The organism is Caballeronia sp. LjRoot31 (assembly GCF_964253885.1).
Lineage (GTDB): Bacteria > Pseudomonadota > Gammaproteobacteria > Burkholderiales > Burkholderiaceae > Caballeronia.
Genome location: NZ_CAXURX020000001.1, coordinates 2,574,351 through 2,594,740, shown reverse-complemented (window position 1 = coordinate 2,594,740; position 20,390 = coordinate 2,574,351). Strand labels below are relative to the sequence as shown.

Annotated in this window: 16 protein-coding genes; 6 read left to right on the top strand and 10 right to left on the bottom strand. The window is 59.0% G+C overall.

The window, feature by feature from the left end; translation table 11 throughout:
* Positions 1-24: 24 nt before the first annotated feature.
* The 3 genes from ACSQ8V_RS11430 to ACSQ8V_RS11420 all read right to left on the bottom strand — a co-directional run bounded on the left by ACSQ8V_RS11430 (position 25) and on the right by ACSQ8V_RS11420 (position 4,916).
* Complete coding sequence (locus ACSQ8V_RS11430; RefSeq protein WP_436205788.1) at positions 25-2,529, bottom strand: acyl-CoA dehydrogenase; 2,505 nt, start codon at positions 2,527-2,529, stop codon at positions 25-27.
* 111 nt (positions 2,530-2,640) lie between these two features.
* Entirely contained in the window at positions 2,641-3,444 is an 804-nt protein-coding gene (locus ACSQ8V_RS11425; RefSeq protein WP_436206641.1) for a TetR/AcrR family transcriptional regulator, read from the bottom strand.
* Positions 3,445-3,689: 245 nt separating this feature from the next.
* The gene (locus ACSQ8V_RS11420; RefSeq protein WP_213761633.1) at positions 3,690-4,916 is read right to left on the bottom strand and encodes an MFS transporter; all 1,227 of its coding nucleotides are present in this window, start codon (positions 4,914-4,916) and stop codon (positions 3,690-3,692) included.
* Positions 4,917-5,267: 351 nt separating this feature from the next.
* Between ACSQ8V_RS11420 and ACSQ8V_RS11415 the strand changes: the two genes are divergently transcribed.
* On the top strand, positions 5,268-5,501 hold the full coding sequence (locus ACSQ8V_RS11415; RefSeq protein ID WP_436205787.1) for a helix-turn-helix domain-containing protein: 234 nt from the start codon (positions 5,268-5,270) through the stop codon (positions 5,499-5,501).
* A gap of 1 nt (position 5,502) precedes the next feature.
* On the opposite strand, the gene ACSQ8V_RS11410 is transcribed toward ACSQ8V_RS11415, so the two are convergent.
* Both ACSQ8V_RS11410 and ACSQ8V_RS11405 read right to left on the bottom strand, forming a co-directional pair.
* A complete protein-coding gene (locus tag ACSQ8V_RS11410) occupies positions 5,503-5,754 on the bottom strand; it encodes a hypothetical protein (protein WP_436206640.1) in 252 nt (83 codons plus the stop codon).
* Between the two features lie 126 nt (positions 5,755-5,880).
* Entirely contained in the window at positions 5,881-6,411 is a 531-nt protein-coding gene (locus tag ACSQ8V_RS11405) for an Lrp/AsnC family transcriptional regulator (RefSeq protein ID WP_213761630.1), read from the bottom strand.
* Positions 6,412-6,562: 151 nt separating this feature from the next.
* Between ACSQ8V_RS11405 and mdeB the strand changes: the two genes are divergently transcribed.
* From mdeB to ACSQ8V_RS11390, 3 genes are all read left to right on the top strand, one after another.
* Entirely contained in the window at positions 6,563-9,283 is a 2,721-nt protein-coding gene (gene mdeB, locus ACSQ8V_RS11400; RefSeq protein ID WP_436205786.1) for an alpha-ketoglutarate dehydrogenase, read from the top strand.
* A 158-nt stretch (positions 9,284-9,441) separates the two neighbouring features.
* Positions 9,442-10,212, top strand: coding sequence for an AraC family transcriptional regulator (locus ACSQ8V_RS11395; protein WP_436205785.1), 771 nt, complete (start codon positions 9,442-9,444; stop codon positions 10,210-10,212).
* Between the two features lie 185 nt (positions 10,213-10,397).
* Positions 10,398-11,744 (top strand): pyridoxal phosphate-dependent decarboxylase family protein, encoded by a 1,347-nt coding sequence (locus ACSQ8V_RS11390; protein ID WP_436181983.1) that lies wholly within the window; start codon positions 10,398-10,400, stop codon positions 11,742-11,744.
* Positions 11,745-12,241: 497 nt separating this feature from the next.
* Here the strand turns inward: ACSQ8V_RS11390 and ACSQ8V_RS11385 are convergent, their stop codons facing one another.
* The gene (locus ACSQ8V_RS11385; protein WP_436181982.1) at positions 12,242-13,339 is read right to left on the bottom strand and encodes a DNA alkylation repair protein; all 1,098 of its coding nucleotides are present in this window, start codon (positions 13,337-13,339) and stop codon (positions 12,242-12,244) included.
* A gap of 521 nt (positions 13,340-13,860) precedes the next feature.
* Here ACSQ8V_RS11385 and ACSQ8V_RS11380 point away from each other — a divergent pair.
* Positions 13,861-15,426 (top strand): methyl-accepting chemotaxis protein, encoded by a 1,566-nt coding sequence (locus tag ACSQ8V_RS11380; protein WP_213761625.1) that lies wholly within the window; start codon positions 13,861-13,863, stop codon positions 15,424-15,426.
* 111 nt (positions 15,427-15,537) lie between these two features.
* Here ACSQ8V_RS11380 and ACSQ8V_RS11375 read toward each other — a convergent pair whose 3' ends face one another.
* The 4 genes from ACSQ8V_RS11375 to ACSQ8V_RS11360 all read right to left on the bottom strand — a co-directional run bounded on the left by ACSQ8V_RS11375 (position 15,538) and on the right by ACSQ8V_RS11360 (position 18,878).
* Positions 15,538-15,924, bottom strand: coding sequence for a nuclear transport factor 2 family protein (locus ACSQ8V_RS11375; protein WP_436181981.1), 387 nt, complete (start codon positions 15,922-15,924; stop codon positions 15,538-15,540).
* Between the two features lie 226 nt (positions 15,925-16,150).
* A complete protein-coding gene (locus ACSQ8V_RS11370; protein WP_436205784.1) occupies positions 16,151-16,822 on the bottom strand; it encodes a cation diffusion facilitator family transporter in 672 nt (223 codons plus the stop codon).
* Between the two features lie 385 nt (positions 16,823-17,207).
* Positions 17,208-17,825, bottom strand: a complete 618-nt coding sequence (locus ACSQ8V_RS11365; protein WP_436181979.1) for an NAD(P)-dependent oxidoreductase — start codon at positions 17,823-17,825, stop codon at positions 17,208-17,210.
* A gap of 309 nt (positions 17,826-18,134) precedes the next feature.
* Positions 18,135-18,878 carry a helix-turn-helix domain-containing protein gene (locus tag ACSQ8V_RS11360; RefSeq protein ID WP_436205783.1) on the bottom strand — a complete coding sequence of 248 codons (744 nt, stop codon included), beginning with the start codon at positions 18,876-18,878 and terminating at the stop codon, positions 18,135-18,137.
* Between the two features lie 413 nt (positions 18,879-19,291).
* Between ACSQ8V_RS11360 and ACSQ8V_RS11355 the strand changes: the two genes are divergently transcribed.
* A complete protein-coding gene (locus tag ACSQ8V_RS11355) occupies positions 19,292-20,323 on the top strand; it encodes a porin (RefSeq protein ID WP_436205782.1) in 1,032 nt (343 codons plus the stop codon).
* Positions 20,324-20,390: the final 67 nt, after the last annotated feature.

Here is a 20,390-nt window from a genome sequence, read left to right as displayed (position 1 = left end):
TCGGTTTAGCGCTTGTGTATTGGATCACGCATGGATTTCCTCGGGCTCGTTCGCCAGTGCTTCCTGACGTTTCTTCAACGCATCGAGCATACCGAAATCCGCGCCGAAGTCATCGACCTTGACGACTTCCACGCCGTAACGCGCGTAGTCGGAGAGTACCTGACGTTCGGTCGCATCGATCAAACCGCGCGTTTCGCAGGCAGAGGCCCACGCGTCGAGATCGGGCAGGCTTTGCGGCATCGGCGGGAGCTGCCTGGCCTTAACGGCATCGCGCAGCTTGTGCTCGATCTCGGCATAACGCGGACTGAGCGCGAACATCAACTCCCCGTAACCGAGCGGATCGATATGCACGGGCGGCGCGTACGAGTCCGCAATCAGACGTTCGCGGGCGTCGCCGGGGGTTGTCATCAACTCGGCAATAGCGCTCCCCAGCCGATCCCCCGGTACGCGGCGCGGCATGCCGAAAGGAAACGCAAGTGCGCGCACGAAGCCTGCTGCGAGCGGTTTCGGATAGTTGGAAAGTACGCCTTCGAAGGCCGTTTGCGCTTGATGCAGCGAATCTTCGACACCCCAGCGCACGAGCGGAAGATCGGCTTCTGGACGGCCATCGTCTTCGAAGCGCTTGAGCGTGGCCGAGATCAGGTAGAGCTGCGAGAGGATATCGCCGAGTCTTGCCGAGAGGCGTTCGCGCCGCTTCAATTCGCCACCGATCGCGAACATCGATACGTCCGCGAGCAGCGCGAATGCCGTGGCGAAGCGAGTAGCCGCGCGATAGTAGGGCACAAGACGCGTGTCGGCGCGGGTGGGTTTGGGAATCAGCACGCTGCCGCCGAACGCGAACACGAAGCTGCGCACTGCATTCGATGCCGTGAAATTCGCGTGACCGAAGAAGGCGTTGTCGAAATCACGCAGACCCTTGGCGCGGTCGGGATCGCGTGTCGCGGTCATCTCTTTCAGCACGTACGGATGACAGCGGATCGCGCCCTGACCGAAAATGATCAGGCTTCGCGTAAGGATGTTCGCGCCTTCCACTGTGATGGAGATAGGCACTTGTTGATAAGCGCGGGCGAGGAAATTCGACGGTCCCATGCAGATGCCCTTGCCCGCGACTACGTCCATACCGTCGTTGATCACTTTGCGCGCGCGTTCGGTGATGTGATATTTCGCGATTGCGGAAATCACCGATGGTTTCTCGCCAAGATCGACGCCTTGTGCTGATAAGCGGCGTGCCGCGTCCATCACATACAGGTTGCCGCCCATGCGCCCGAGCGCTTCCTGCACGCCTTCGAACTTGCCGATAGCGGTACGGAACTGCCGCCGCACGGCGGAATAAGCACCGGTGCCGCGCACGGCCAGCTTCGCCATGCCCACGTTCGACGATGGCAACGAAATGGCGCGTCCCGCTGCGAGGCATTCCATCAGCATGCGCCAGCCGTTGCCGACTTGTTCGCGCCCGCCGATGACCCAGTCGAGTGGAATGAAGACATCGTTGCCCCAGTTAGGACCGTTCTGGAACACCGCATTCAAAGGCCAGTGACGGCGGCCGATATTCACGCCCGGATGATTGGTCGGGATGAGCGCGCAGGTGATGCCGGCTTCATCGGCGGTACTTAGCAGATGGTCGGGATCGAGCGCGCGAAACGCGAGGCCTAGCACCGTCGCTATCGGCCCAAGCGTGATGTAGCGCTTGTCCCATGTCACGCGAAAGCCAAGCGTTTCGCGGCCCTCATGCACTCCTCTGCACACGATGCCCACGTCGGGGATCGCCGCTGCATCTGACCCGGCGTAGGGACTGGTCAGCGCGAAGCAGGGGATTTCATCGCCACGAGCGAGACGCGGCAGATAGTGGTTCTTCTGTGCTTCGGTGCCGTAGTGCATCAGCAATTCGGCGGGGCCAAGCGAGTTGGGCACCATCACCGAAACCGCTGCGGCAGAGCAGCGCGTGGCGAGTTTCATGATGACCTGCGAATGCGCGTAGGCGGAGAATTGTTTGCCGCCGTACTGCTTCGGAATGATCATGCCGAGGAAGCCCTTCGACTTGATGAATTGCCACGTTTGCGGCGACAGGTCTTGCCAGATCGCTGTTGTTTCCCAGTCGTTCGCGAGATCGCAGAGCTGCGTGCATTCCGTGTCGATGAAAGCGCGCTCTTCGGCCGTGAGCACCGGTGCGCCGAGTGCAAGCAGCGTGTCCCACTTCGGGCGTCCCGAGAACAACGCTGCATCCCACCAGACCGTGCCGGCTTCGATCGCATCGCGTTCGGTCGGCGACATCTCCGGCAGGATCTTGCGGAACAGGTCGAAGACAGGTTTGGTCAGCAGTACACGGCGCAGCGGCTTGATGGCAAGCACGAGCGCGGGCAGCACGAAGACGATCGCAAGGAGCGCTGTGACGACCGGCCCGGTCACCCCTGCGAACCAGCCGGCCGCCACCCAGATCACTGCCCATGCGAGCCAACCAAGGGCGGGCGCTTGCATATACAGCAAAGCCCCGCTCACGATAAACAGTGCGACCACGAAGCTGGCTGTCATGACGACCTCTCCCGATGTTGTTCGATAGTGTGCGCGAGAACGGCATGGAGGCGGTGTGCATCGGCAGCTTATTGTTCAGCACATTACATACCCGGCGCGTGCGTCCTCAATTCAGGCGGTGGCATGTTGCGACGCGTCATCGTGCGCGAACGGACCCGCGCTTAAAGGGTCCGGCGTCAAGGCTGCTGCGCTATCGGAGACCGGTTCGCGCTCGGCGAACATGGAGGCGAACGGACAGGCGCCGTTGGGAGGAGACAGCGGCGCTTTGAGCGCGGCCACCATGACCAGCGCGAGACGGCCGATCAATTGCGAGTCCTCCAGGCGCTGGCCCTGCGTGAAATCGGCGATAAGGCTGGTCGTATCGGCCCCGGCGAGAATGCCGCTGAGCGAGCCGATGCAAAAGTGCAGCCGCCAGCCAAGTTCTTCGCGAGGCAAATGAGGAAGGACAGTTTGAAACGCGCGGAAGAAACGCTCGGCGACATCCGCATAGATTCCGCGCAGGAAATTGCGAATGAACGGCGACGGATCGGTGTAGGCGCGGCCTAGAAGGCGCAGCAAAGCAGGGCCGCTTTTCTCGACGCAGCGGGATTGCTGGAGCGCCGGGATAAACATCGCGCCGAGGATGTGCTCGCAGGTGAGTTGCGAACCCAGCGAGGACTGGAAGCGTTCAAGCAAGGCCAGGCGGTTCTGATTAAGACCGTCGAGGCGACGAGTGAGCATGGCGTGGATCAGCGCGTCCTTGCCGCCGAAGTGATAGTTCACGGCGGCCAGGTTGGCATCGGCGCGAGCGGTGATGAGCCGCATCGACATGGCTTCGTAACCAGCGTCAATGAAGAGCGCTTCGGCGGCGTCGAGCAAGCGAGTCTTTGTATCGCCGGACGCGCGTGATGGCGCGCGACTGGAAACGTTAAGCATGGAACGGGTAGGCACAGGCGTCTCCGGGACCGTCGTGGCGGTCCGCATGGTGGCAATTATCGATTAAAAGCTTTTGATTAAAACGGGTGTTCTAATCAAGATAAAAAGCTTTGGTGAGATCGACAAGCCATTTTGTGGAGCGCGCTCTCTAGAAAGAGAACGGTCGTGCGAGAGAGGGTGCGGAAGAGATGGGAGTCGAGTGAGGAAAATGGGGACGCAAATGTGTCCCCATTGGATAAAAACCCTTAAACCGAACTCGTCGCCCCGACATGCTGGGCCGACTCGGTCATGTCGATGCCTCGTCGCTCGCGGCTAAAGAAAATAAGCGCCGCAATCACCACGGCGACCGTGCCGCCAACCAGCGCCATGGCGAGTCCATAGTTATTGCCGTTCTTGATGGCGATAGATGCCTGCATGGTGGCATTGACCGAAGCCAGCAGATTGCCCAACTGATAAATGAGGCCGGGAAACGTGGCGCGGATCTCATCGGGCGAAATCTCGTTCAGATGCACCGGGATCACTCCCCAGGCCCCTTGAACAGAGATCTGCATCAGAAAAGCTCCGGCGGCGAGCGCTACCGGGCCACTTGAGAACGCCCAGAGCGGCAATACCGGCAACGCGATTAAAGAGGCAATAAAGATTGCCCAGCGGCGCCCGATCTTCTCCGACATGGATCCGAAGAACAGGCCGCCACAGATCGCCCCGATATTCAGAACAATGGTAATGAGCGCAACCGTGTGCGGATCGAAGTGATGCTGTTCGCGCAAGAAAGTCGGATAAAGATCCTGGGTGCCGTGCGAGAAGAAGTTAAACGCGGTCATCAAGACAATTGCATAGATGGACAATTGCCAGTTCTGCCTGAGCGTCTTCAGCAAGCCGGGGCGGGGCCGCTTCTCCATGGCCTTCCATGCCGGCGACTCAGGCACGTGCGCACGCACATATAAAACCAGCAGCGCGGGAGCCACGCCGATAAAAAACATCCCGCGCCAGCCGACATACTGATACGCGACGCCGAACACAATTGAAGCCAGCAGATACCCGCTCGGATAACCCGCTTGCAAGAGACCTGATACAAAGCCACGCGCTTTGGTCGGCACGGTTTCCATCGTAAGGGCTGAACCCACGCCCCATTCACCGCCCATCGCAATACCGAACAGCGAGCGCAACACGAGCAACGTAAAGAGATTCGGCGAGAAACCCGACAGCAGTTCCAGCAGCGAATAGATCGCGATATTGACCATTAGCGTTGGACGCCGACCGTATTTGTCGGCGAGACGGCCGAAGATCAGCGCTCCGAGAGGGCGCATTGCGAGCGTCAGGGTAATGCCAAAAGCGACCGCCGGAATCTTCGTATTGAATTCCGTGGCGATGTCTTTCAATATGAAAACCATTAGAAAGAAATCGAAGGCATCGAGTGTCCAGCCTAAATAGGCCGCAATCGTCACGTTTCTTTGTTCTCGCGTCCAGCTCATTACCGTAATCTCCCCATTCGCGTAATTGATTAACCATGACGACGTGACCGAGCTCTTCTCTGCGCCGCGCCGAATAAGGCGCTCGGCTGGTGTCGGCAGGTTGGAGTGTACGCCGCTGTTTAATTCGATGCTCGCAACGATCGGCCAAATTGGTATTAACCCCGGTATGATTTGGTGTTTGCGGTGCGCCGCATCATCGGATAGCTTTCGATTAAGCTGATAAATTAAAGTAAATGAAAGTTAATTGAATTAATTTTGTATTAAATGGTTCGAGGGGAGGGTCGTGGGCACTTCACCTGAGGGCAGGAGATCGGTTCACTTACGGACAAGCGTGTTGACTGGCCAAAATTGATGCCGGCCGCATCGAAATTAGATCGGCCGAGTTCCCATGTCCGCCGCTCCTCGCGCCCGTTGGCCTTATGTTTTCATCTCGGCCGCCGCGATGACCTGGCTAGTCCGATCCGGGCATCGCTGTCGATAGAGAGGATAGCTTATCGAAATGGCTTTAACGATCCCACGCATTTCAGCCGGCGTTTTCGCGCGGCGTCCGGAATGTCGCCGCGGGACTTCCTGCGGGTTCGATGAGCTAGTGTGAGTCGACCAGCGCTTGCAACCCCGCGTCTCGGATCGCCAATACGTCGAACAAGCCAAGCGCGCGTAATGCGGGCAGGGCATCGACAATATCGTTTTCCGCCGTTGTACGCTCGTTCGCGGACGTCAAGGGATCGGCCCAGACTCGCGCGTTAGCGAGGAACGCACCGACGGTGCCTTTGCGAACGGAGACGCCGTTGAACGTGCCGTCGTCGAGGTGATCGGGAAGAATATCTGCAGCGCGCATCATGTACTCCTGGTGTGTGGTTGACCTCTCCACTTTAGCGAGCGGCAAGCGCACGCGCTGCGGCGTACATGCCATTCGATACGCTTTCCACGCCAACGGGACTTGTTCAACGAGCCATAAACCCCATTAACTCCACTCCATATCCGCGTTCTCGTCCGGGTCGTGCAACGTCAAGCCGGAAAGCGGCAGCGGCAGCGCCGTCTTATACCGCACCTGCTTGAGCGCAAAGCTCGATCGGATGTTCGAGATGCCCGGGATCTTTGTCAGCCGTTCAATGATGAAGCGTTGCAGAGACTGGATGTCCGGCATCACGACGCGCAGCAGGTAGTCGGCGTCGCCGGTCATCAGGTAACACTCCATGACCTCAGGCCGCTCGCCGATCGCTTCTTCGAAACGCCGCAGCGCGTCTTCATCCTGTTTCGTCAGGCTGACCTGGATGAACACGTTGATCCGAAGCCCAAGCGGTTCGGGGTTCAGCAACGTGACCTGCTGTTTGAACAGTCCCAATTTTTCGAGCGCCCGCACGCGGTTAAAACAAGGCGTCTGCGACAGATTTACTGCCTGCGCCAGTTCCGAATTAGTGATGCGCGCATTCTGCTGCAACTGGTTCAGGATGCCGATGTCGATACGGTCCAGGCGTTTAGGCGATGTCGTCATAGCTCGAATATTCTGGAGAAGGGGGCGTACGTGGAATAAATACACTATCCCGGAGCCTGATTAAAAGCAAATGAGAGGCACATTCTGCGGCGCAATAGTTAAGCTTATTGAAAAGCCAACGCTATTCCCCCATTCAATGCGGAGCCGTGCCATGACCGATTTATCCAGCGGAAGCGAACAGATTCTGTCGATAGCCCGAGGTCGCGAAGACACCGATCCCGAGGAAACCGCCGAATGGCTGGAGGCGCTGGACGCAGTCACCGAACACGTTGGCCGTGACCGCGCGCAATACCTTTATGACCGGCTGGCCGAGCATGCGCTGTCGCTGGGTATCGAGTCGTCGCGGGCGCGTGTCACGCCTTATATCAACACCATTCCTGTTGCAGAGCAGCCGCGCTATCCGGGCAATCTGGAGATCGAGGAAAAGCTCGCCGCTGCGTTGCGCTGGAACGCGCTCGCGATGGTCGTGCGCGCGAACAAGGCTTACGGCGAACTCGGCGGCCATATTGCGAGCTATGCCTCCGCGGCCGATCTCTTCGAAGTGGGTTTCAACCATTTCTTCCGCGCTGCTGCGCCGGATGCGGGCGAAGGCACGGGGGCAGATCTCGTGTATTTCCAGCCCCATTCATCGCCGGGTGTTTATGCTCGCGCGTTCCTTGAAGGCTTTCTTGGCGAAGAGCATTTGCAGCACTATCGGCAGGAGATAGTCGGACCCGGGCTGTGTTCGTATCCGCATCCGTGGCTCATGCCGGATTTCTGGCAGTTCCCCACGGGCTCGATGGGCATCGGTCCGATCAACTCGATTTATCAAGCGCGTTTCATGCGCTACCTGCAAAACCGTGGCCTTGCAAAGACGCAGGACCGCAAGGTGTGGGGCTTCTTTGGTGACGGCGAGATGGATGAGCCGGAATCGATCGGCGCGCTGTCGCTGGCTGCGCGCGAGCAACTCGACAACCTCGTGTTCGTCATCAATTGCAACCTGCAGCGGCTCGACGGTCCGGTGCGCAGCAACGGGCGCATTATCGATGAGCTCGAAGCGCAGTTCATCGGCGCGGGCTGGAACGTGATCAAGGTCTTGTGGGGCTCCGACTGGGATGCGCTCTTTGCACGCGACCAGACCAACGCGTTGCTGCGTGCATTCGCGCATACGGTCGATGGCCAGTTCCAGACTTTCTCAGCGAACGACGGCGGGTATAACCGCGAGCGTTTCTTTGGCCAGAATCCCGAGCTTGCCGCATTGGCTTCGCATCTGAGCGACGAGGATATCGACGGCCTGCGTCGCGGCGGTCACGACGTACGCAAACTCCACGCAGCTTACGCGAAGGCGCTCAGTCACCGAGGCCAGCCGACCGTGATCCTCGCCAAGACAATGAAGGGCTTCGGCATGGGTACGTCGGGCCAGGGAAGAATGACGACGCACCAGCAAAAGAAGCTTGGCTTCGACGACCTCAAGGCGTTTCGCGATCGCTTTCGCCTGCCGCTGTCGGACGCCGATGTCGAGGCGGTCAAGTTCTATAAACCTGCGGAAAACAGTCCGGAGATGCAGTACCTGCACGCACGACGCGCAGGCCTTGGAGGCTATCTGCCCAGAAGGCGGAGAGCGGCGTCGAAGGGGCTGATCGTCCCTTCGATTACTACCTGGGGCCAGTTCGCAATCGATGCGGCAGGCAAGGAAATGTCGACCACCATGGCGATCGTGCGCATGTTCGGCACGCTGATGAAGGACGCAACGCTTGGGCCCCGCGTGGTGCCGGTGGTTGCCGATGAGGCGCGCACCTTCGGCATGGCGAACATGTTCCGGCAGGTTGGCATCTATTCACCGCTCGGGCAGTTGTATGAGCCGGAAGATCTCGGTTCCATGCTCTATTACCGCGAGGACACCAAGGGACAGATTCTCGAAGAGGGCATTTCAGAAGCGGGCGCAATGTCGTCATGGATCGCCGCGGCGACGTCCTACAGCGTGCACGATCTGCCCATGCTGCCGTTCTACATCTATTACTCGATGTTCGGCTTCCAGCGTATCGGCGACATCATCTGGGCGGCGGCTGACCAGCGCGCCCGCGGTTTCCTGATCGGCGCGACCGCGGGCAAAACGACGCTTGGCGGTGAGGGTCTGCAGCATCAGGATGGCAGCAGCCATCTCGTGGCATCGACGATACCGAACTGCCGTGCATACGATCCCGCGTTTGCCTATGAAGTCGCGGCTATCGTCGATGAAGGAATGCGCGAGATGGTCGAGCGCCAGCGCGACGTGTTCTATTACGTCACCGTGATGAACGAGAATTATGCGCAACCATCGGTGCCCGGCGGCGATCTCGAGACGCTGCGCGAGGGCATTCTCAAGGGCATGTATCCGCTTGCGGCGGAACCGGACGCTACGGCGCAGGTGCAGTTGCTCGGTGCCGGCGCGATTCTCGGTGAGGTGATCGCGGCGCAGCGGATGTTGCGCGACGAGTGGGGCATTGAAGCGGCGGTATGGAGCGTGACGAGCTTCACGGAGTTGCAGCGAGACGGTATGGTATCCGAAAGACTTTCACGGCTCGGCGAGACAGCCCCTGCGCCGTATGTGGGCACGATGCTTGGCGCGTCGCGCGGCCCGGTGATCGCGGCAACGGACTATGTTCGCGCCGTGCCCGAACTGATCCGCGCTTACGTGCCGCGTCGCTACGTGACGCTTGGCACCGACGGTTTCGGCCGTAGCGACACCCGTCAGGCGCTGCGCGAGTTTTTTGAGGTGGATCGCGCATCCATTGTGATCGCAGCCTTGAAAGCGTTGGCCGACGACGGCGAGATCGATATCGCCATAGTGCGAAAAGCGTCACAGCAGTATGGCAAGGCAGCGTCCGCGTCGGGCGCTCCCTGGCAGAGGTAGAAGCCGAGGGCTGGCCATTGCGGCAAAACCGGGCGGATCGCAGGCCCATTCGGATCGGATGACTTGCGCGTTCAACCCGCCGCACGATGCTGGGATTTTTATGTTGTGCGGACACTCTGCGCTGCGGTATAAAAGCCGTTCCAGAGGGTTTCCCGGTCATGTCCGCTCCGCTTCTCGATTCCGCAAAAATTCATTCGGCCGATGGCCCGATCCTGTTCGCTGTCGAGCTGTCCGGCGATGTCGCGCGTGTCACCGGGACTCATCGCCACGCCCGTGGCCAGATCTTCGGCGCGGTTCGCGGGTTGCTGTCCGTTGGAACCGACGACAGCCAATGGGTCGTGCCGGCAATCCATGCAGTCTGGCTTCCGCCCAACCGCGCGCATTCTCTTCGTTCACACGGTGCGTTTGCGGGCTGGAGCGTCTACGTCAGCGAGAGCGCCTGTACGGATCTTCCGCATGAGCCTTGCACAATCCGCACTTCCGGCCCGTTACGCGAGGCCGTGAACCGAGCAGCAAGCTGGGACAGCAAGACACTGGATGAGGCGCAGATGCGCCTGGCGGGTGTCATACTCGATGAAATTCGCTCGTTGCCGCGTGAGGCTTTCGGCTTACCTATGCCGCGTGATGTACGCGTGCTGCGGATCGCGCGCGCACTTGCTGACAATCTCGCCGATAACCGCCGCCTGGAAGAGTGGGCTGACTGGGGTGGCGTTGCGTCACGGACGTTGACCCGACGGTTTATCGACGAGACGGGGTTCAGCTTCTCCGAATGGCGCCAACGAGCGCGCCTGATGCGGGCACTGGAGATGCTTGCGTCGGGCACGGCCGTCACGACTATTGCACTCGATCTCGGCTATGAAAACGTCAGCGCGTTTATTGCCATGTTTCGCCGGACCTTCGGCGTGACGCCAACCCAATATTTTGTCTAGCGGACGGATGCTCCGCGAACGATCGAACGTATTGATCAAGCGTCGGCTTCAATGTCCGAAAGGCTGCTTGCCCGGCGCCGGCACAAGCCTGCTTGCGCTGGTATTCTGGCGGTTGACATTGCGATACGTACATCGAAAGAACCATGATCCTGTTCGCACCACTTATTACTTTGGCGGAAATATAGATGAACGAGATAACCCTGCTGACCGAAGCCGACGATCGCGCCCGACGCTATACCGAGTCCATCCCGGAACGACGCGTGTTTCCCGATCAAGCGGCGCTGCAGGCGCTCGTTGCGTTCAACGAGCCGCTACCGGCACGCGGGTATGCGCCAGAAGACGTGCTACGGATGTTGGACGATATCGGTTCGCCCGGCACGGTAGCGTCGAACGGGGCTCGGTACTTCGGCTTTGTGATTGGCGCAGCACTGCCGGCGGCTGCGGCAGCAGAACGCCTGATGCTGGCATGGGACCAATGCGCGTCGTCATTCGACAATTCCCCGGTCGCGGCCACGCTCGAACGGGTCGCGGCGGGCTGGGTGCTCGAGGCGCTGGACCTGCCTCGCGAAAGCGCGGTGGGGTTCGGTACCAGCGCCACGGCTTGCACGCTGAGCTGCCTTGTTGCCGCGCGCCGCATGCTGCTCTTACGCAAGGGCTGGGACTTCGACAACGACGGACTGACAGGTGCTCCCGAGGTCAAGGTCGTGGTGTCCGAGCTTGTGCATATCACCGTGAAAAAGGCGCTTCGCCTGCTTGGTTTCGGCATGAACAAGATACTGTTCGCACCGGTAAACCATCATGGTCAGGTGGACCCGGAACGCTTGCCGCCACTCGATGACATGACCATCCTTTGTTTGCAGGCGGGCGAGGTCAACACGGGTGAATTCGATCCATTCGACATGCTTATTCCTCAGGCCAAGGCTGCCGGCGCCTGGGTTCATGTGGATGCGGCGTTCGGCTTGTGGGCACGCGCGTCCTCGCATGCGGAACTGACGAAAGGGATAGAAGGGGCCGATAGCTGGACAACCGACGCCCACAAATGGCTGAACACACCCTATGACTGCGCGATGGCGATCTGCCGCGATAGTGAAGCGCTCGCGGCCGCAATGAACAGCGATGCGGTCTATTTGAGCGGGGCGAGGGACGCGCAGAAAAACCTGACCCTCGAGTTTTCGCGAAGGGCTCGCGGCATACCGGTGTGGGCCGCGTTGCGGACGTTAGGGCGTGAAGGCGTGGCTTCATTAGTGGACCAGCACTGCGCGCTCGCGCGGCGCATTGCACAGGGTCTGGCGCAGGCGGGGTTCGAGATACTAAACCGTGTCACGCTGAACCAGATTCTGGTTCGCGCGCATACCGATGAACTCACGGTTGCTGCCCGTGAAGCGGTCCAGGCATCGGGCGAGGCCTGGTTTGGCGCAACCGTCTGGCAAGGGCGGCCGGCCTTCCGGATCAGCGTGTCATCCTGGCGGACGACGGAACACGAAGCGGACGCACTCGTGCAATTGTTGACCGGGCTTGCCAAACCACGCTGAGCAATGCGGCATTCGATATCGATATCGGGCGCGGTTTGGCCAAGCTACCGATGCCGATCGAAAAGCGCGCGAAGATTAATCGCGAGGCTGGCCAATACCGCCAGCGCGCCCAGTGTTTCGAGTAATGCCGAGAGCATCGCGTCAGATCTCCCAGAGGGTCGAAGCCGGTGGCATGCTACCGGCTCGACGCTTAGATGAAATGTCGTAACAGCAGTCGAAGATCGAGCGTCAGCGTGCAGGTAAAGAACCATCAGCGGAAGGTCGTAGGGCTGATAGTTGATACGGCCGCGTATGCGTTGACCGATCCACATACCTGGCAAGACCGGGACGACAGCAAACTGCGTGCTTGCGATGTGACCGAAAGCGAATTCATTTTCCCGTGCAGGCCCGATCGCCAACGCCGTGGTCGATACCGTAAATAATAGTCCGAGGGCCTGGGCGAGATCTTATTTTTTTGGATCGAGCGCTTGAAGATAGGGACCGTGAGGGTTCAATGCTCAACAACTCAGATCGAAATATCCCTCGGCGAGGCATACGCCGTTCACCAGGATCTCGACGTCATGCCGCCCGGCGTAATGCACGCGCGTGGTGAAGTCCCGGATGTTCTGCGTGCGTTCTATCGCTACCGTTTGCCCGCCGTCCAGTGTCAGCTCCTTCAGCTTGAATACTTTCGCGGCCGTCACGCCCGATTTTTTCACATAATGCATCCTGTAGTCGATCACGAGCCGCTGGCTTTCGGGGCACTTCGATGCAAGATCGAATGACAAGGTCACACGCTCGCCTAATGCAACCTGGCGTGGCGTCACGGCGAACTTGCTGAGCTTCACATCGGGCGCGCCGCCCGCGCCGATCAGCGCCAGCGCGCGGCCGTTGCCGGCCTTGATCAGGGAGCGCAGGGCGCGCTTCGCAATCCAGGCCGTGTGGGGGTTTTCAATCGGCCACGTCGCCAGCCGGTCCAGCACCCACTCAGGATGCGATTTGGTGACATCGTTCAGATGATTGGCGACTGACTTGCGGACATACAGGCTCACGTCCGAACGCAGGTTCTCCAGGATGGGCGCCGCCAGCGAAGGATCAGCCAGAATTGCGTCGAGCCGGAACGACCACGGCAAGCGTGGACGGCTTCCTTCGCTCGCGAGTCGACGCACGGCGTCGCTGTCATCGCGTGACCATACTGTCATGATGGCCAGCGCTCGCTTCAGATCCTTGCGCAGGAATTCGCGCACAGCGAACTCGGAGGTGCCGAAGGCCGTGAAAAACTTGAGTGCGTCCATCGATACATCGAAGTCGTCCTGGCCGTATTGTCCGACGTAGTCGGGAAGGACCAGCGTCGCAAATCCGTTCCCGATCCGCAGCGCCAGCGCACGAAGAATCTCGAGTGCTTGACCGTAGTCTGCGGGAAGGGTTGCATGCAGCGCCTGAGTCATGCGGCGCAGGCGTTGCATCAGGGTCAGGTCGTCAAGCCCGGCTAAGGAAATCTTGAGGAAACGCCGCGCGTCGAATGGGGGATAAACCGCTTTGACGTCGAGCGCCATGTCGCGGAACCGGCGGTCGTTGAAGATCTCTTTTAGTGCGGTGTTTTCGGTGTCCGGCATCGTTATCGTTTTCTTGTTGGAATTGCGCTGGAGTTGCTGTCGGCTGCAATGGGTGTTTCGGCTGGTCTATAGCCGTCCAAGGCGCGGTTCAGTGCGCTCAATCATATCGCCGAGCAGGTAAGAACTTGTTGACGATCTGTGCCAGATTTCGTCATAAGAGCGTCGCTCACGCCGCCGGAAAGGAAGCATATCTGTCGGTCCTGTCAGATCTTGTCAGGAGCCGCATTTTTAGGGTCGATTCAGTAGAAATTGAAAGACTTTCGGGCCTTTTTTGTAAGCTTAAGTATCCGTTGATGCCGCCGTTAACAAGGGGCCAGCCTGTCAGGTTTCAACGCTGTCTTAGATCACTCGACGACCATCCGGCAATAGCGTTTTCGACCCGCACCCAATGACACTCCCGCTCCTTTCGCGCTCTCGCGAACGGGCGCGGCCGATGGGTGCTGCGGAAGACATTGATTGTTTGACACGCTAAGACACGTTGAAGGGCCATATCGAGTTCAACGTTACGAAGAGTCGTCAATATGCTTAAAAAAGCGAGTGTTTCCACCAGCCTTCTGGTCGTTCTGGTCGTGTTTTGTCTCTTCCAGATCGTCACGGAAGGGCTTGGTTTCTGGTCGTTGACCGCTACTCATAAGGATGTAGGCAACCTGTCGGACATCGCGCTCAAGCAAGTCAACGCGGTCAACGAATCCACTCAACGCCTGATGGATGCACGGATCAACCTGTCGCGGGCCGGGACGCGCATGGCACGCGGCGGCACGGAACCGGTCGACATCGTCCAGCACGCGCGCGAGCAGTTGGCGCTTGCGGATCAATCGTTTACCGCTTTCGTCAATGCGCCGAAAACCGGCGATGAAAACAGGGCGCGTACGGCCGCATTGCAGGAAAAATTTCAGGCATATCACGGCGCGCTGAGTGAACTGACCCAGTACCTCGATGCCAATAACCTGCAAGCGTTCCTTGACCAGCCCACCCAAGGCTTCCAGGACCGCTACCTCGCCGAGCAACAAAACTTCGCGCGCTTCGGCGACGCCGCGAGCCGGTCGTATCTTGATTCCATCGATGCCCGGCTTGATTGGTTCCGGGGAGTCGGATTAGCGATTTTCGTGGCGCTGGTCGCGGGCGTCGCGTTTGTGCATGTCGCGTTGCGTCGCGGTGTGGTCGCGCCGCTCGAGGAAGCGGGCCGTCACTTCGAACGGATTGCCGAGGGCAAGCTCGACGAGCACATTGCCGATCGCGGCACCAACGAAATTGGCCGCTTGTTCGCCGGTCTTGCGTCGATGCAGGCCAGCGTCGCCCACACGGTAAAGACGGTGCGCGAGTCGTCGGACTCGATCAATCTTGGCGCCGATGAAATCGCCACCGGTAACGCGGATCTGTCAGCGCGCACCGAGAACCAGGCGGCTTCGCTGGAAGAGACTGCATCGAGCATGGAGGAGCTGACCGCGACGGTGCGCCAGAATGCCGAGCATGCCCGCGATGCGAACAGTCTTGCCGGCGACGCGCTCACCGCGACATCGCGAGGCACGGGCGTGGTCGATCAGGTGGTCGAGAAGATGACCAGCATCGCGAAGAGTTCGGACAAGATCTCGGAGATCATCTCGGTGATCGACGGCATCGCTTTCCAGACCAACATCCTGGCGTTGAATGCGGCTGTCGAGGCGGCGCGGGCAGGCGAGCAGGGCCGCGGATTCGCGGTCGTGGCAAGCGAGGTGCGTGGGCTTGCGCAACGCAGCGCGCAATCGGCCAAGGAGATCAAGGAACTGATCGGCGAATCCGTCTCGCAAGTGAACGATGGTTCCGCGCTCGCGGGACGGGCGGGTGAAGCAATGCGCGAAGTATCGACGTCAATCTCGCGCCTTACGCAAATGATGGCGGAGATCAGCGCCTCATCGCTCGAGCAAAGCACGGGCATCGAGCAGGTCAATCAGGCTGTCGTGCAGATGGACGCGATGACGCAACAGAACGCGGCGCTGGTGGAGCAGGCTGCATCGGCGGCTGCATCGCTGCATGAGCAAACGCGTCACCTGAAGGCCGCAGTATCCGTGTTCAAGATCCCGGACGAGGGAAGGGTAACGCGGTTTTGAAGACCGAAGCAGGCACAAGGGCGTTTGGCCCTTGTTGCGTTCAAATCGGCGGCAGGTTTCGATTGGCCCAGAGTTTGCGAGCCGGGCAGAACACGATGACAGCCTCAGCGGTCATCGTGTCTCAGCGCTGTGCAATCGCGGTGTGCCCATCTTGAACCATGCTTTCGCTATTTTCCCGTTCTCGACTTCGTAGATGGCGATCACGTCAATCTCGCCGGGACCGTCCGGGAAGGTGCGAGTGACAAGCTCCTGGTCGACCACGAGGTTGCCAACCGATATACGCGTGATGAGCTTGCCGAAAAGATTGGCTTCGCTGAACCGGGCGATGTGCCGTTCGCGGATCTCGTTTGCGCCGCTAGCCAGCAAACGTGAAGGGAACTCGTAGTACTCACAGTCGTGTGCCCACCATTGCATAAACCCTTCTATATCCCGGGCGTTATAAGCCTCAAGTTGTTTTTGTACCGGGAATTCGACGTCACTCAATCCGCTTTCATTCATTTTGTTATTTTCCCTGTGAGTAGTAAACGATCCCGGCTGCGAGCGTCATCATGAGCGCGCACGCCGGGTTTTAGCGGGAAGTATTGCAGCGAAGTCTTGCAGCGGTCTATAGCTGGTGGTACGCACCTGCAGCGAGCATGAAGAGGATTCATGCCATTGCCTGCACGCGCTAATGGAAGGCGCGTGTAGAGCCTTCCTTAACAGGCGAAGGGAATAAGCCGCCGCCTTATTGTCCGGCGGTCTCGCTGGCGGGTCGATCGAAAGAGTCTTTGAAGGCTTTCCAGCCGAGATTAAAGCCCATTCGCGCAATCATGATGCCGATAACCGCAGCGGCCAGACGATCCGACATCGCCCAGCCGGCCATGCTACCCAGAATCCCAATTGCGGCTATCAGCGCCGAGATCGCGTCAGAGCGCGCATGCCAGGCGCTCGCAACGAGAATGGTGGAGCGGGTGCGTTTGGCCACGGACATGATGTACCGAAACAGCGCTTCCTTGGCGACGATCACGAACACCGCCACGACCAGCGCGCTTGCATGAACGTTGGAAGCATTCGCTGCATTGGCTACGTGTCCGAGACTGCTCCATAGGGTTTCCATTCCTGTCGCGATCAAGAGGAAGGAAATAAGTAGTGATCCTATGGTTTCGTATCGATCATATTGATCGTTGGCGCTCCGGTGCGCGGCCGTGGCGCTCAGGCGCAAGACCGCCAGCACCATTCCGTCCGCTGCCAGGTCAGCCAGCGTATGAACGCCGTCGGCGAGCAAACCGTCCGAGTAAGCCAGCCAGCCGATGACAATCTGCATGGTCATCAGGGCCGCGTTCAGCAGAACGCTTACCTGGGCTGCCTTGACGGCGGCGTCGTGCTTTTCGCGGCCGTGCTCGGACGTCGACGACATCGTGGAGAGGAATTATTAGTGTAGGTACAGCACCGTAACCGTCCTGCGTGGCGAACATATGACACGGATCGAGGTTGCGGGAAGATGGCGGGTTGGAGCGGTTGCGCGGGGGAGTGACCGGAATGTCGGCGGGAAGGCGAGCAACGCTCTGCCGGGCCGCAAACACCCGCCCGGATCGTCTTCAGGATGGCCATGTCCTCGGTACAGGGAGTTGCGGCAATGGCGGTTCTGGAAGCAGCGACCCATGCCGCGGCGAGCCGAAGGGCCGGTCTCGCTCAATAGCGCCGAGCGCTTGTGCTACGCAACCGAAGTCGCCCTTCCCGCGACCGCCCTCCTAATAAATCCTTCTGAGCAAGGCGCGCGAGTTGTATCGGAGCAGTCCAATCTATATCGATACGGCAAAGGTCTTCCCAATGGAAGCAGTTGCAATAGCTTCCCGCAGAATGAAGTCAGCCACGTCCGCCCGGGATATCCGTCCCAATGGTCCTATTTTCAGATCAGCTCCAAACCGATAGTCGCCGGTACGCTTGCCATTGGTCAGCGCCGGCGGTCGCACGAGCGTCCAGTCGAGGCCGCTCCTGCGGATTAGCGATTCCATCGTGTCCTTATCGCGCATCTTGTCCGCAATGACCGTGCGCACAAACTTGATGAACATGGATGCGTCTTTCGTTTCCGATGCGCCATAGGCGCTCAATGCGATGAAGCGACGCACGCCGGTAGCCTTCATGGCCTTCAGGATATTCCTGGCTCCATCCGCGCATACGGTGGACGGGCCACCTTTACGAGCTCCGAGCACACTGATGATCGCGTCTTGTTCCTTTACGACGCGCTCCAGTTCCGCTGGTCGATCGAGACCGGAGACAAAAATTTTAAGGCGAGGTGTTTCGCTCGTCAGCGTTCCTGCTGTTCTCACTACGGCGGTGACATCGTGTCCGGCTGCCAAAGCCTGTTCGATCAGATGGCGGCCCGTAGCGCCACTGGCGCCAAAAATTCCCAGCTTCATAGGTATCCTTCGAAATAGCGAGCAAACGCAGACGACGTTTGCAGGTCGGGGTGATTCATTTTCAAAATGGAGAGCGACGTAATGCCATGAAGGTTCGTCGAGGCATGCAAGCATGATAGGACCTACCCGTCATATTGGGTACTCGCAATCCAATGGCATACGAGTGGCAACAGAATCGCCTTCTGACGGTATTCGAAGAACAAAAACGGGCTGTTTCCGCGCTTCTCTTCGCACGCGGGCTCACATTTCAGATGCCAGGCGATCCGCTTACCGGTCCGCTACGTCGTCATTTTTGCCGGGGCGTCCGGCTCAGCGGAGCTGCCGGATCAGTTGGGCGCGGTTGTTCACGCTGAGCTTGTAGAACACGTGCTTAAGGTGGGTACGTACGGTCGAAAACGAAATATCCAGACGGCTCGCGATCTGCTTGTCTGTGAGACCCATTGCGACCATCCGCGAGATTTCGTGTTCTTTGCGCGTGAGCCCCAGTGCGAGTGCTTCGTCGGCACCCTGAGCGTCACCCGGTGCCCCCGTGGGGGTGTCTTTGCAGCGCCTCAGCGCCGCGCCAAAGGCGGGCGCGATGATTGCCAGCAACGCCAGATCCGTTGCGTCGAAGTTTCCCTTTTGCTGGCTCCGCCAGATTCGAATGTCGCCCGTGCTTTCGCCGTCGATTGGAACATGCACATTCATGCCCCAGTATAAAAAATCGCGTGCGAGGAAGTCATTGAAGAACTCCGTACGCACCAGTTCGGCCTGGGGCACGATTTCCGTTACGAGCGTGGGCTTGCTCCGTGCGCGCAGCCGGTGGGTGATTGGATCGTTGTACTGGAAGTAAGCCTCGTAATTGCGAAGGTTCGCATCCGACATGTCGATCGCCACGCGATCGTCAAAGCGTTTTCCAGCCGGATTCCATACGTAGGAGACAAACTGGTCCGCGTGCAGAAGGCGCGTCAGGAGGTTGCCCAGACGTAGGCGCAACGCGCAATCCGGTTGTGGTTCGGCGAGAACCTTGATGATTTGCGGTAACAGAATTGTCTGCTGAGTCGTAAGAAACATGGCCGAACTCCTTCGTCGCATGGGTTCGTAATAGTTCGCCACTGGTGCCTCCGGACTCGGGGGACATAGCCGGCGCTGTGGACCGTTTGTTGGTAATTGCTAATGCAATCCGTCGTCGACTTTTCAGCGATTGCTTTCTCAGCCGGTCGTCAGATGCATCTGATCTTCGCACAACGAAAATCCGTTTGCCCTTCGCGTTGACCCCAAGAGCGCTCAAAGAATCTAGCGGCAAAAAGGACCCCCGTCCCACGTTTGCTACGGCGTCCGACGTATCGCATCTCTTCCCGCGTATTTCTCCCAGCCATCGTCATTCCTGGGGATTCCATCGAATTTTCGGCCACTCAATCATGCGTCCATTGGAACGATCAGTCGGCAATGGAAATTAGAAAGGCAATGGCTAAGGAGATACGCTGATGAAGTTGAGTTCTTTTGTTTTGGCTGCCGCGTTTGGAGCGCTCGTTTCGGCGCATCAGGCGAATGCGCAGCCATCCGTGACCCTCTACGGCGAGATAGACACGGGTATTCAGTATTTAACTCACGCGGATGCAGCCGGCGATTCGCAGCTTTCGATGACAACCGGAAGCCGGCAGCCCACGTTCTTCGGCATCAGGGCGACGGAGGACCTTGGAGCCAGGACAAGTGCGGTGGTCAACCTCTCTCAGGTATTCAACTCCAACGACGGAAGCCAGTTCAATCCTGGCGTTGAATTCTCTAACGAGGCGTACGTGGGTCTTACCAACGAGACCTTCGGCACGTTGACGGCAGGCCGTCACTACAGCGTGCTTTTCGACAACACGATCATCTACGATGCGTCGTATTTTGCGAAGTATTCTGTCTTTTCGGACAATTTCATCCCGGCCCAGAATTTCTGGGTGGATAACTCGATCAAGTACAAGTCGCCGGAAATCGCAGGCTTAAGCACCGAGTTGCTCTACCGGTTTGGCGGGGTGGCGGGTGACAACAAGGCAGGGCGTGTTATCGAGGCATCGATCAAATACGCATCAGGAGGCTTCGCCGGCAGCGCTACCTATTCAGGGACCAATGGCAACGCCGGCATGTCGTCCGAGAAGGACATTCGAATAGCTGTGGCGGCGAAATACACCTTCAAATCGATCACCGTGTCCGCCGGCTATGAAAACATCTCGGGGTCTCTTCAGCTCTCGCCGGCTGGATGCACCTATTTCGGGAGCCTCGGTTACCAGGTCGCACCGGACTTGAATCTGAATGCGGAGATTTACCGGTACGACTTCAAGGGGTCCAGTTCATCCGTTACGGGATACGTCGGAACAGCCAGTTACAGCCTCTCGAAGCGCACAACGTTATATCTCCTCGCCGGCTTTGTGAACAACAAGGGCGCCGCAAATTTTGGCCTGAACCCATACACGACAACGGCGTTGGGACAGAGCCAGATGGGCGCGACCATCGGGATCATGCATCGCTTCTAGGGGATAGCGATCGTTGCTTCGGAACAGGCATCCATTCCCATTGCGGCAATAGGGCCGCGCTTTTAAC